This is a genomic window from Rhodococcus sp. MTM3W5.2, assembly GCF_001984015.1.
GTDB lineage: Bacteria > Actinomycetota > Actinomycetes > Mycobacteriales > Mycobacteriaceae > Rhodococcus_G > Rhodococcus_G oryzae.
This window is the reverse complement of sequence record NZ_CP019572.1, coordinates 4176581-4189543: the sequence shown is the minus strand read 5'-3', so window position 1 is coordinate 4189543 and position 12963 is coordinate 4176581. Positions and strand designations below refer to the sequence as shown.

The window sequence follows — 12963 nt, the reverse complement described above, 5'->3', positions numbered from 1 at the left end:
CGGAATAGGAAGGCGTGAGCGTGGCGGCAACGGCGTTGACTCCCCTCGGGATCACGGTGCTGGCGCTGCTGTTCGAGCGCCCCATGCATCCGTACGAGATGTACCAACTGCTCATCCAGCGGCGCGACGATCGGCTGGTGAAGATCAGGCCGGGCTCGCTCTATCACACGGTCGACAGGCTGGAGCGGCAGGAACTCGTCGTAGCGCTCGGCACGGAACGTGAGGGCAACCGCCCGAGCGCACCACCTACGCCATCACCGAGGCGGGCCGGGCGGCGCTGACCGTGCGGATCCGCGAGATCCTGGCCACCCCGGTCAGCGAGTACCCGCAGTTCCCGGTGGCGCTGGCCGAGGCGCACAACCTCGACGCGGGCACCGTCTGCGAGCTGCTCGGTGAACGGGTGTCCCGGATCGACGAGGACATCCGGGAACTCGAAGGGATGCGGCAGGCGGTGGTGGCCGAGGACATCCCGCGGGTCTTCTGGTTCGGGATGGACTACCTGCGGGCCGTCGCGAAGGCCGAGGCGGACTGGCTGCGGGGCCTGATCGTGGAGATCGAGAGCGGCGAACTACCTTGGCTCACAGAGGAACTCATCAGTAAGCGCAATCCCCAACTCGCGAAGGATTGACATGCAAACCGAGATCAAGCAATGGCCGGCGCTGTGGGCGCTGTGCCTCGGGTTCTTCATGATCCTGGTGGATTCCACCATCGTCGCGGTCGCGAACCCGGCGATCATGGAGGATCTGCAGACCGACATCAACAGCGTCGTGTGGGTGACCAGTGCCTACCTGCTGGCCTACGCGGTCCCCCTGCTCGTCACGGGCAGGCTCGGTGACCGATTCGGTCCCAAGAACCTCTACCTGATCGGGCTCACGCTGTTCACCGCGTCCTCGCTCTGGTGTGGTCTGTCCGGCAACATCGAGATGCTCATCGTCGCCCGCGTGTTCCAGGGCTTCGGTGCCGCACTGATGACCCCGCAGACGATGGCCGTGATCACCCGGATCTTCCCGCCGGACAAGCGCGGTACCGCGATGGGGCTGTGGGGTGCCGTCGCCGGTGTCGCCACCCTGGTCGGCCCGCTCGCGGGCGGCGTCCTGGTCGACGGACTCGGCTGGCAGTGGATCTTCATCGTCAATGTCCCGGTCGGCATCATCGCCTTCTTCGCAGCGTGGCGGTTCGTGCCGTCGCTCGAGACCCATCAGCACCGTTTCGACATCCCCGGGGTGATCCTGAGTGCCGCGGGCATGTTCTTCCTGGTCTTCGGCCTGCAGGAGGGCAACACCTACGACTGGTCCGGGCTGGTCTGGCTGTCGATCGTCGCCGGCCTGATCCTGCTCGGGGTCTTCATCTGGTACCAGTCGTGGAACAAGAACGAGCCCCTGCTGCCGCTGGGACTGTTCAAGGACCGCAACTTTTCCCTGGCCAATATCGCCATCACGTCGATGGGCTTCTCGATCACCGCGATGGTGGTGCCGCTGATGTTCTACGCGCAGGCCGTCCGCGGGCTCTCGCCGACCGGTTCGGCGCTGCTGATGGTCCCGATGGCGGTGCTCACCGGCGCGCTGGCGCCGAACGTCGGCAAGCTCGTGGACCGGGTGCACCCGCGCTACATCGCCGCGCCCGGCTTCCTGATGCTCTCGATCTCGCTCGGGTGGCTCGCGTTGGTGATGAAGCCGGACGTCGCGATCTGGGAACTGCTGCTGCCCATCGCCCTGATGGGCGTCGCGAACGCCTTCATCTGGTCGCCGCTGGCGGCAACCGCGACCAGGAACCTGCCGATGAACGCGGCGGGCGCGGGCTCCGGTGTGTACAACACCACCCGCCAGGTCGGTGCGGTGCTCGGTAGCGCCGGCATCGGTGCCCTGATCACCTCACGGCTGACAGCCAATGGCGTACCCACCGGCGGTGAGCACGAGGCGGGCGGTCCGATGCCGAGCTTCATCGTCGACGGGTTCAGCACCTCGATGGCGCAGGCGGTGCTGCTGCCCGCGGGTGTGCTGCTGATCGGTTTCATTGCGTCGCTGTGCTTCTCGCGGCCGATCCGGGAAGGGGACAAGCCCCCGGTTGACGTCGAACAGGAGCGCGTCCAGGCCTAGGCCGCGCGGGCTCGGGTGTGGCAGGCTGACGCCATGACTGCGTCGTTCCCGCCTGCCGGTTCCGAGCCCGCACAGCCGACCCGGCTGGAGCGCATCACCACGGACGCCGGTGCCGAGATCGCCGTGCTGACCTTCGCGCACGGACCGTTGAACCTGTTCGACCAGGCTATGTTCGACGCGATCACCGCCGACGTGGATGCGCTGAGCGCGGCCCCGCCGCGTGCGGTGCTGCTGCGCGCCGAGGGCAAGGTCGTCTCCGGCGGCGTCGACGTACACGTCTTCGAGGGGTTGAGCGCCGAGCAGGGCGCCGAGCTGTGGCAGACCCTGTTCGCGGAGATCATCCACCAGATCGAGGCCCTGCCCTGCCCTGTGGTGTACGCCGCGCACGGGCTGACGCTCACCGCCGCCTTCGAGATCGCGCTCGCCTGCGACATCATCCTCGCCGCGCCCAAGGCCAAGTTCGGTCTGGTCGAGACGGTTGTCGGGTTGACGCCGTCGATGGGCGGGCCGCAGCGGCTCGCCGAGCGCGCCGGTTCGGGCCGGGCCAGGGAACTGGTGATGACCGGCGATCTGTACGACGCCGCGACGCTGGCCTCCTGGGGCGTCGTCAACGCCGTGCACGAGGATGTCGACTCGGCCGCGCGCGCCCTGGTCGCGAGGCTCGCGGACGGCCCGACCCGTGCGCACCACGCCACCAAGCAGATCATCGAGGCCTGGCGCTCCGGCGGTGTCGCACACGCGGACTCGATCACCCCGGAGGTCTCGGGCCGGCTGTTCGGCACCGAGGACCTCGCGGGCGCGGTCCGCAGTTTCCTCGACGTCGGACCCGGCAAGGCCACCTACACGGGGCGCTGAGCGCGGAGTCGGCTCGCGTCGGCGCGGTAGCGCCTAGGGTTGGCGGCATGTCTGATGAAGTGCTGCTCGAACGTCGTGGCCGCATCCTGGTCATCACCATCAATCGCCCGCAGGCGCGCAACGCGATCAACGCCGCGATCAGCAACGGGCTCGCCGCCGCGGTCGACGAACTCGACGCCGATGCGGACCTGTCGCTCGCCGTTCTGACCGGCGCCGGGGGCAACTTCTGCGCGGGCATGGATCTCAAGGCGTTCGTCGCGGGCGAGAACGTGATCGCCCCCGGCAAGGGGCTCGGCTTCACCGAGGCACCGCCCCGCAAGCCGATCATCTCCGCCGTCGAGGGATACGCACTCGCGGGCGGCACCGAGCTGGTACTGGCGACGGACCTGGTGGTCGCGTCCTCGGAGGCCAGGTTCGGCATCCCCGAGGTCAAGCGGGGACTGGTCGCCGCGGGCGGCGGCCTGCTGCGGCTGCCGAAGCGGATTCCGTACCAGAAGGCGCTCGAATTGGCGCTCACCGGAGACAGTTTCACCGCCGAGGAGGCGCACGGTTACGGCTTCGTCAACCGGCTGACCGAGCCAGGCAAGGCGCTCGAGGGCGCGCTGGAGCTGGCCGAGCGGATCACCGCCAACGGCCCGCTCGCGGTCGCGGCCACCAAGGAGGTGATCGTCAAGTCGTCCGGCTGGACCGACGAGGAGGCGTTCACCCGGCAGCTGGAGCTGATGGGTCCGGTCTTCGCCTCGGAGGACGCGCAGGAGGGGGCGATCGCCTTCGCGCAGAAGCGCGCCCCGGTCTGGAAGGGCCGATAGGGGTGCGTCGACGCCGGGTGGCGGTGCTGTCGACACTCGTGCTGGTGGCCGGACTGCTCGGCGGGTGCGCCTCGCAGGAACAGGATTCGGCGAAGGCGCAGGCAGACGTCGCGGCCGACGGCTACGTCTACGGCTACGCGCCGATCGCCCTTGCCCGGACCCGGGCCAACATGATCTGCCTGCTGCCGGTCAACCAGCTGTACAGCCAGGCCGCCATGTCCGGGCCGGAGACCAGGGTGGTCGTCGCCCCGAACGCGGACACCCTGTACTCGATCGCCTGGCTCGACCTCCGGTCCGGCCCGGTGCTGCTGACCCATCCGGAGATGGGGAGCGGTACTTCGATTTCCAGCTGCTCGACATGTACACCAACGTGTTCGGCAACATCGGCACCAGGGAGACCGGGCAGGCGGCGGGCTCGCACGTGATCGTGCCGCCCGGGTGGCACGGCGAGACACCCGCGGGCGCTGCGGTGATCGAGTCGCCCACCTGGGATGCCTGGATGATCGGGCGCACCCTGGTGGAGTCCGACGCGGACCTGGCGGCGGCTCGCGCCGCCCAGCAGCAGTACACGATGACCGTGCTCGCCGCCCCGATCCCGGACGCGCCGCCGCCACTGCCGCCGACCGACTGCGGCAACAACCCGGCGCCACAGGCGATCGCGGGCTCCGGCCCGAAGGTCTTCGACGAGCTGTCCGCGATCCTCGCGGCCAACCCGCCGCCCGCGGCGGACGCGCCGATGCTCGAGCAGCTCGCCACCCTCGGGGTGACTCCCGGCGCGACCCCCAGCGGCGGTGAGCCGGACGACGTCGCGGCCCTTGCGGCGGGAGTGGTCCGCGGCGACAAGCAGATCGTCGGGCTCGCGAACACCTCCTTCGGCGGCGACGGGCCGTGGAGCTCGCTGCAGGAGGCGGGCCGATACGGCACCGACTACCTGCACCGCGCCGGGGTCGCGAAGATCGGGCTCGGGGCGAACGTGCCCGAGGAGTCGATGTACTACGTCGCCAGGACCGACTCGGACGGCGCACCGCTGCGTGGAGAGAGCGGCTACCGGCTGCACTTCCCCGCGGGCGGGCTGCCGCCGATCGACGAGCGCGGCTTCTGGTCCGTCACCCTGTACGGACCGGACATGTTCTTCGTGGCGAACCCGTTGGGCCGCTATGCGATCGGTGACCGCACCCCCGGACTGGTGCGGGGCGCCGACGGATCCCTCGACCTCTGGATCGGGGCCAAGCCGCCCGCGTCCGGCCCTTCGAACTGGTTGCCCGCCCCGCCCGGCGAGTTCGTCCTCATGCTGCGCGCCTACCTGCCGACCGACCAGTCGTGGACGCCGCCGAGTCCGGAATCGGCGAGCTGACGCGGGATACTGGACGCCTGACGACCTCAGGAGGACACCGTGTCGACCCCGCTCGCCGAGCTGCACATGCACATAGAGGGATCCCTCGAGCCGGAGCTGATCTTCGCGCTCGCCGAGCGCAACAAGGTGGAGCTGCCCTACCGGGACCTCGATGACCTGCGCGGACGCTACGAGTTCAGCGACCTGCAGTCCTTCCTGGACCTCTACTTCGCGAACATGGCGGTGTTGCGGACCGAGCAGGACTTCGCCGACCTGGCCCGCGCCTACTTCGCACGCGCGGCGGCGGGCGGTGTCCGGCACGCGGAGATCTTCTTCAACCCGCAGGCGCACACGGTTCGTGGGGTGCCGCTGCGTGCGGTCCTCGACGGGCTGGCCGATGCCGTCCGCGCCAGCGAGGCCGAGTTCGGGGTGTCGAGCGACCTGATCGCGGCCGTGCTGCGGGACCGGCCGGTGCCCGAGGCCGAGGCGATGCTGGACGAGGTGCTCCGGCTGGACGTCCCGGTTCTCGGTCTCGGCCTGGACTCCGCCGAGGTCGGCTATCCGCCGTCGCTGTTCGTGGACGTGTTCGCGCGGGCGCGGGCGAACGGGCTGCACACCGTGGCCCACGCGGGGAGGAGGGCCCGCCCGACTACATCTGGCAGGCGCTGGATCTGCTCGAGGTGGAGCGGATCGACCACGGCGTGCGGTGCCTGGAGGACGAGGCTCTGATCGCGCGGCTCGTGGACGAGCAGATCCCCCTGACCGTCTGCCCGCTGTCGAACGTGCGGCTGAAGGTGGTCGACACCCTGGCCGAGCATCCGCTGCGCCGCATGCTCGAGGCGGGACTGCTGGTCACGGTGAACTCCGACGACCCCGCGTACTTCGGCGGGTACGTCGACGACAACTTCGCGCGCCTGCAGGCTGAGCTCGGGCTCACCGAGCAGGAACGGGAAACCCTTGCCCGCAATTCGATCCGGGCCTCGTTCGCCTCGCAGGAGCGCAAGGCGGCGCTGCTCGGCTGAACTGTGAGTGTGTCGTACCCCCATCGGGGTACGACACACTCACAGGGCGCGGAGCGCCGTTATCCCAGCACCTGGCGCAGGTAGGCGTTGTCGAACACCCGGGCCGGGTCGTACTTGTCCCGCACCGAACGGAACTCGTCGAAGTGCGCGTAGGTCGGCTGCAGATCCGCCGCGGTGCGCGAGTGCAGCTTGCCCCAGTGCGGCCGTCCGTCGACGGCGCGGGCGATCGACTCTACGGCGTTGAAGTACTCGCTGTGATCGCGACGGTGGTACTGGTGCACGGCGATGTAGGCGGTGGCGCGGCCGTTCGCGGTCGACAGCCAGACATCGTCGGCCGCCGCGAAACGGACCTCGACCGGGAACGCGACCCGGAAGTCGGACCTCTGCAGCCAGCCGTCGATCTCGCGCAGCGTCTCGGGAAGCGCCTCGGCGGGGATCGCGTACTCCATCTCGCGGAACCGCACCCGGCGCGGAGAGGCGAAGACCGCGTAGTTGCGATCGGTGAACTCGCGCGCCGAGAGCGCCCGCGAGGAGAGGTTGTTGATCCGCGGGATCGCGGCAGGGAACCGGGCGGCGACGCGGTTGACGCCCTCGAACAGGGTGTTGGAGAGCAGTTCGTCGTCGATGTAACCGCGGACCTTGTTGACGGGGGTGAGCGGGGTGTCCCGGGCAGGCGGGTGTTGTGCTTGGTCAGCACCCGGTCGGTGTGCGGGAACCAGTAGAACTCGAAGTGGTCGACGCCGTGGGCGTGCTCGTCGATCCGTTCCATGGTCTCGCTCAGCCGCGCGGGGGCCTCGACCGCACGCATGGCGTAGGCAGGCTCGCACAGCAGCGTCATCGACGCGATGACGCCGAGCGCGCCAAGGCCGAGCCGCGCGGCGTTGAACAGTTCCGCGTTCTCCTCTGCGGAACAGTTCATCACCGAGCCGTCCGCCAGCACGATCTGCAGCGCGCGGACCTGGGTGGCCAGACCCCCGAAACGGGCGCCCGTGCCGTGGGTGCCGGTCGAGATCGCGCCTGCGATGGACTGTACGTCGATGTCGCCGAGGTTCGTCATCGCGAGACCCAGAGACCACAATGTGGGATTGAGTTCGTTCAGGCGAGTGCCCGCGAGGACGGTGACGAGGGCGCCCGACGGTTCCACCGGGATCACGGACTGGATCCCCGTAAGGTTGTCCAGGCTGATCTGCACGCCGTCGGTGACCGCGACGGGTGTGAAGGAATGTCCGGCACCAACGCACTTGACGTGCAAGCCTTCCGCTGCGGCGCGGGTGATCTCGTCACTCAGCTCCGCGACACTCGCGGGTGCAGCGAGGCGAGTGGGCCGTGCGCTGGCGCAGCCGGCCCAGTTCTGCCAGAAATGTGATTCCATTCACTCATAATCTACTGGACGATCGTCCAGGTCAACACCTGATACGGATCTGGCTCCGGCGTTCTAGGATCGGCAGATGCTGAATCGGCTTCCTGCGGACGAACGTCGCGCCCAACTCGTAGAGTCCGCGATGGGTATCGCGGAACGCACCGGGATCAACTCCGTCACCATTCGTGCCGTCGCCGAGGAGGCGGGGGTCTCGCTCGGGGTGGTCCATTATTGCTTCGAGAACAAGGAGGCGCTGGTCGCCGCCATGGGCGAGGCCCTCGTTCTCCAGCTCAGCGCTGCGCTGCGGTACGCATTCGGCACTGCGCAGGGTGAGGGTGACCAGAGTGGCCTGCGTGGCCTGCGCGAGGTGCTGCACAGCGGCCTGTCCAATATGTGGCCTCTCATCGAGATGACGCCGAACCGGCAGCTGCTCACCTACGAGATCACTGCGTACGGGCTCAGGCAGCAGGCCGCGGGCGCCGAGCTGGCCGGGTCCATCGCCTCGCTGCAGTATCGGACGATGGACATCGAGGCGACCGCCTTCCTTGAGGAGACGGCCCGGTACACGGGGACCACCTGGACCGAACCGGTCGAGCACATCGCCCGCTTCTGCCTCGCGGTGATCGACGGCATCGTGCTGCGGTGGCTTGTCGACCGGGACGGTGAGGCGGTGATCGCCCAGCTCGACGACGCGGTGCAGATGATCGCCATGAAGGCGGTCGAGGCGGAAGCCGAGCAGGCCTAAAACCTGGACACTCGTCCAGTTGGATGGTTGACTCAGGCCATGACCTCGACCCGCGAACGGCTGGACTCCTACGCCATGACCTCCACCCGCGAACGGCTGGACGCCGCAACCCGTGAACTCGATCCGCCGCTGGCCGCGGTGGACCTCGGCACGCTGCGCACCAACGCCGCGGACCTCGTCCGGCGCGCCGGTGGCACCCCGGTCCGGGTGGCCAGCAAGTCGGTTCGCTGCCGGGCGGTGCTCGAGGAGACGCTGGGCTCCGGGCTCACGGCGCAGGGTGGATTCCGGGGCATCATGTCCTACTCGCTGCGCGAGGCGATCTGGCTGGTGCGGCTCGGCGCGCGCGACGTGCTCATGGGATACCCCACCGTCGACCGGGGTGCGCTCGCCGAGCTCGCCTCTGACCCGCTGCTGCTCGAGTCGATCACGCTGATGGTCGACAACCCGGCCCAGCTCGATGTGCTGCACGACGCGGCGGGCAGCACATCGGTGCCTGCGCGGGTGTGCCTCGACATCGACGCCTCGCTGCGGGTGGGCCCGCTCCATCTCGGCGTCCGGAGGTCGCCGCTGCGGACCCCCGACGAGGCCGCGGCTGTCGCCCGCGAGGCCAAGCGCCGCGGGTTCGTGGTGGTGGGCGTGATGTTCTACGAGGCGCAGATCGCCGGCCTGCCGGACACCAGTGCGCCGGTCCGGCTGGTCAAGCGCGCCTCCGCTGCCGAGCTCGCGACCAGGCGCACGGCGGTCGTGGATGCCGTCACCGCCACCGTCGGCCAGTTGCAGATCGTCAACAGCGGCGGCACCGGCTCGCTCGAGGTCAGCTCCGCCGACAGCTCGGTCACCGAGGTGACGGCCGGTTCCGGGTTGTACGTGCCGACGCTCTTCGACCGGTACAACGCCTTCACCCCCGCCCGTCGGTGTACTTCGCGCTGTCCGCGGTCCGCAAGCCGACGCCCCGCATCGCCACCCTGTTCGGCGGCGGCTACATCGCGTCCGGGCCCGCGGGCCCAACGCGGGTGCCGACCCCGGTCTGGCCCGCGGGCCTCAAGCTCACAAGGAACGAGGGCGCAGGCGAGGTCCAGACCCCGGTGACCGGCGATCCGGCCGCGGCCCTCCGGATCGGGGACCGCGTGTGGTTCCGGCACGCCAAGGCCGGCGAGCTCTGCGAGCGGTTCAACGAGCTGCACCTCGTCGAGGCCGACGGGACCCGCACCACGGTGCCGACCTTCCGCGGCGAGGGCAGTGCTTCGGCTAGAGGTGAGTCCGCATGAACGCGCCGAGCTCGGTCAGTCCGGCGGGCGTGGTCGGTAGGTAGTGGGTCAGTGCCGGGGAGCGGACGATCACGGCACGCCACTTCCCGCGGGAGAGGGCCACGTTGAGTCGGTTCCTGGACAGCAGGAAGCCCATGCCTCGGGGACCTCGTCGGCTGAGGACGCCGTCATCGACATCAGCACCACCGCGGCCTCTCGGCCCTGGAACTTGTCGACGGTGCCGACAAGGACCTCGTCGAGTCCCGCATCGGCGAGGGTCCGGCGGAGCAGGCTCACCTGGGCGTTGAAGGGGGCGACGACGAGGATGTCCGACTGTGCGAGCGGGCGGGTGTCCTCGCCGGCACCGGGGGTCCACGGGGTGCCGAGCAACGCGCCCACCTCCGCCGCGATGGCCTCGGCTTCCTCGACCGACTCGGTCGAGTTGCCGTGATGCTCGACGTACAGGGCCGCAACGCCGGGTTCCACGCCTGCGAGGGCGCGGGCGGTGGTGGCCGGCTCCTGCGAGTGCAGCCGTCCGTCGTAGGACAGGTCCGAGACCGCCGTGCACACCGCGGGGTGCATCCGCCAGGTCCGGTCCAGGAAGTAGCCGAGCTCCGGCGGCAGTGCGCCGTGACCCTCCGCCAACCAGCCGAGGGCCGAGGTGTCCACCGGCTCGGGATGGGTGCCCTGGCTGACCTGTGGCAACTGCTGAGGGTCGCCGAGCAGTAGCAGGTTGCGTGCGGAGATCCCCACCGCGACGGTGTTGGCGAGCGAGAACTGACCGGCCTCGTCGACCACCAGTAGGTCCAGGCTGCCTGCGGGAACCCGGGCGGTGTGCGCGAGATCCCATGCGGTCCCGCCGATCACGCAGCCCGTCGGCTCGTGCTCGGTGAGGAAGGCTGCGAGTCCGCTGGACTCGACCTTTGTCCACTCCGGGTTCTCGGCCAGGCCGGAACCGGGCTTCTTCGCGACCTGCTCGCCGGGCACCCCGGCGCGCACGATCCCGTCGAGCATGTTCTCGACCACCGAATGGGATTGGGCGACAACGCCGATTCGCCAGCCGTGCCGGTTCACCAGCTCGGCGACCACCGCGGCGCCGGTGTGGGTCTTGCCGGTGCCGGGTGGCCCCTGCACCGCGAGGTAGGAGTCGTCGAGGTCGCGCAGCGCTGCCACGATCGCGGCGGCCTTGTGGTCCGGGTCGGCGATGGGGAGCGGATTGCCGGAACGCGTGCGGGGCGGCACCCGGCGCAGCACGTCGACGGCGGCCGAGGCGGGCATCGACGGCAGGGCAGCGGCCATCGCGGCGGCCTGCTCGGCGATCGCGGCCTCGATGGCCACCGTCCGGATCGGCTGGCCGGGGGCCAGTGCCATCGGCAGGACGGCGTGCGGGCCGGTGCCGGTCGGCTCGAGTTCCTCCACGACCGCCACCTCGCGCGGCTCGCCGTCGGGTCCGTCCTCCTCCTCGAGAGCGAGGACCGTGACGAGGACGGCGCCGCGGGTGCGCGGGTCGTCGGAGCCGATCCCGGTGCCCTGCTCGTAGAGCGCGTACAGCTGGTCGCCGACGCGAACCGTGGTGCCGGCGCCCCAGTGCCCAGCGAGGCGAACGTGCCTGCGCTGCTTGCGTTGCCGCGGGGTGCTCTTGTGCCACTCCACGGGCACCTCGGCCCGCTCGGCCACCAGCACGTCGGCGGCCTCCGCCCACTCGTCCTCGGGTTGGACGAGCCGGTCGAAGTGCGCCCACCAGAACGGTTTGCGCTCGCGTCGGTGGTAGCCGACCGCGGCAGCCATCAGGGCCGCGGCCCGCTGGTCGTCGGTGCGCTCTCCTGGCAGGGCGTCGCCGACATGGTCGCGGAGCGCGGTCTCGGCCGCGCTCGCTTCCTCGACGGGCGCCGAGAGCACCTGTTGCGCCGGGTGGGGCTGCACTCCGTGCTCCGCCGCGACGGCCCGCAGCCAGTCCCGCAGCCGCAGCGTGGAGACGCAGTCGTACTCGTTGTAGTCGGCGATCTCCTTCAGGAGGTCCTGTGCCTCGCGCTCGCGCCCCGCGTCGCGCAGCGCGCAGTAGTCCGCGTAGGCGACGATCGAGGCGGCGGCGTTGGTCACGTCGCCGTCGCGCAGCTGCTCGCCCATGTACAGGGGTTCGAGCTTCTTGATCGAGTACGACGAGGTGCCGACCCGGACCGCGCCGCGGACCACCGGGTACAGGTCGACCAGCACGTTCTCCCGCAACAGCGTGTCAACCGATTCCTCGCCGACGCCGTAGCGGCCGGCCAGCCGCAGCAGCGCGGACTTTTCGTAGGCCGCGTAGTGGTAGACGTGCATGCCCGGGAAACGTGTGCGGCGCTCGGCGACATAGTCGAGGAAGTCGAGCAGGGCGCGGCGTTCCTGGGCGCGGTCGTGCGCCCAGAACGGGCGGAAGGTCCCTTCGGTCTCCGTCACGCCGAACAGGTATTCGAGGCCCCAGTCGGTGGATCCGTCCTCCGCCCACAGCGGGTCGCCCTCGAAGTCGAAGAAGATGTCGCCCGGGTCGGGCTCCGGGACGGCGGCGAGCGCGCTCGCACCGTCGATCACCTCGTACACCGGGGTGTCCGAGCGCGCTTGCCGGACCTGCGCGGCGGCCTGGGCCTGCAGTCCGCCGAAGGTGCGTGCGCTCATGCCCTCGACCGGCTCGGTGCGGTCGGCTAGGGCGTCGAGGTCCGCGACGCCGCCGCGAATCAGCTTCTCCCGCTGCGAGAATCGCATCCCGGCCACCAGCAGCAGGTCCCGGGTCCGCGCGATCTCCGGCGTGCACTGCTCGCATCGGCCGCAGCAGCGGTAGCGCGGATCGGACCAGGCCACCGGCGCCTGCTCGCGGTGGTGCCCGTCGAGGACCCGGATCAGCTCGTCGCGACGCTGTCGGAACACCGGCGCGATGTCGCCCAGTGCGAAGTCCGCGGTGCTGTGATCACCGAGGACCAGCGTTGCGTGCGGCGCGGCGGGGACCCCGTCCGCAGTCAGCGCATCCGCGTAGGCCGCCAACTGCAGCAGGGCGGTCACCTTGGCGTGGCGCGAGAGCTTGGTGTCGACCACCACGTACCGGCCGCCCTCACGCACCAGGAAGTCGCAGAAGCCGAGGAAGCGTCCGTCGAAGAAGGTGCCCTGGTAGATCACGTCCGCACCGGACCGGGCCGCTGCCACCGTCGCCTTGTTCGCCCGGGTCAGTTCCTCCCAGTCCAGGCGCGGTCGGTCGATCCGCACCACACCATCCCGAAGAGCTCGACGTACCGGTCGAGCTGACGCTGTTCGTGCGCGTCGCCGAGCTCCGACGTCCGGGCCAGCATCGGGTCCGTCCGGTCGGCGCCTGCCGGTTCGATCCGCCCCAGCTTCGCGTCGAGCCGGCGCAGCAGCGCGTATTCACACTCCGCGGCCTGGGACAAGTCGCTGGCGCTGAAGATCAACACGTCGTCGAGGAGGAACACGGGGACGACTATCGCAGACGGCACCGACCGAGCCGGGTGAA

7 protein-coding genes and 5 pseudogenes are annotated in these 12963 nt (G+C 70.0%); 10 read left to right on the top strand and 2 right to left on the bottom strand.

The window, feature by feature from the left end:
• Positions 1-14: 14 nt before the first annotated feature.
• The 8 genes and pseudogenes from BTZ20_RS29535 to BTZ20_RS18815 all read left to right on the top strand — a co-directional run bounded on the left by BTZ20_RS29535 (position 15) and on the right by BTZ20_RS18815 (position 6115).
• Entirely contained in the window at positions 15-281 is a 267-nt protein-coding gene (locus BTZ20_RS29535) for a PadR family transcriptional regulator (RefSeq protein WP_317616054.1), read from the top strand.
• Between the two features lie 2 nt (positions 282-283).
• On the top strand, positions 284-628 hold the full coding sequence (locus BTZ20_RS29530; protein ID WP_317616053.1) for a hypothetical protein: 345 nt from the start codon (positions 284-286) through the stop codon (positions 626-628).
• A 1-nt stretch (position 629) separates the two neighbouring features.
• Positions 630-2096, top strand: a complete 1467-nt coding sequence (locus tag BTZ20_RS18835; RefSeq protein ID WP_077042402.1) for an MFS transporter — start codon at positions 630-632, stop codon at positions 2094-2096.
• A 33-nt stretch (positions 2097-2129) separates the two neighbouring features.
• Entirely contained in the window at positions 2130-2951 is an 822-nt protein-coding gene (locus tag BTZ20_RS18830; RefSeq protein ID WP_077042401.1) for an enoyl-CoA hydratase/isomerase family protein, read from the top strand.
• A 47-nt stretch (positions 2952-2998) separates the two neighbouring features.
• Positions 2999-3760 (top strand): crotonase/enoyl-CoA hydratase family protein, encoded by a 762-nt coding sequence (locus tag BTZ20_RS18825; RefSeq protein WP_077042400.1) that lies wholly within the window; start codon positions 2999-3001, stop codon positions 3758-3760.
• Positions 3761-3930: 170 nt separating this feature from the next.
• Positions 3931-4277 (top strand): annotated as a pseudogene (locus tag BTZ20_RS29925) (DUF1254 domain-containing protein); the annotation flags it as partial.
• The gene (locus BTZ20_RS29215; RefSeq protein ID WP_411269159.1) at positions 4260-5114 is read left to right on the top strand and encodes a DUF1214 domain-containing protein; all 855 of its coding nucleotides are present in this window, start codon (positions 4260-4262) and stop codon (positions 5112-5114) included. The pseudogene BTZ20_RS29925 and the gene BTZ20_RS29215, both read left to right, overlap by 18 nt.
• A 66-nt stretch (positions 5115-5180) precedes the next feature.
• Positions 5181-6115: pseudogene (locus BTZ20_RS18815) on the top strand (adenosine deaminase).
• Between the two features lie 59 nt (positions 6116-6174).
• Here the strand turns inward: BTZ20_RS18815 and BTZ20_RS18810 are convergent.
• Positions 6175-7487 (bottom strand): annotated as a pseudogene (locus BTZ20_RS18810) (D-arabinono-1,4-lactone oxidase).
• 76 nt (positions 7488-7563) lie between these two features.
• Here BTZ20_RS18810 and BTZ20_RS18805 point away from each other — a divergent pair.
• Together BTZ20_RS18805 and BTZ20_RS18800 are read left to right on the top strand one after the other, a co-directional pair.
• Positions 7564-8220 carry a TetR/AcrR family transcriptional regulator gene (locus BTZ20_RS18805; RefSeq protein WP_077042399.1) on the top strand — a complete coding sequence of 219 codons (657 nt, stop codon included), beginning with the start codon at positions 7564-7566 and terminating at the stop codon, positions 8218-8220.
• Between the two features lie 75 nt (positions 8221-8295).
• Positions 8296-9472: pseudogene (locus BTZ20_RS18800) on the top strand (amino acid deaminase/aldolase).
• Here the strand turns inward: BTZ20_RS18800 and BTZ20_RS18795 are convergent.
• Positions 9469-12922, bottom strand: a pseudogene (locus BTZ20_RS18795) (TM0106 family RecB-like putative nuclease). The pseudogenes BTZ20_RS18800 and BTZ20_RS18795 sit on opposite strands and share 4 nt — an antisense overlap.
• Between the last annotated feature and the right edge of the window lie 41 nt (positions 12923-12963).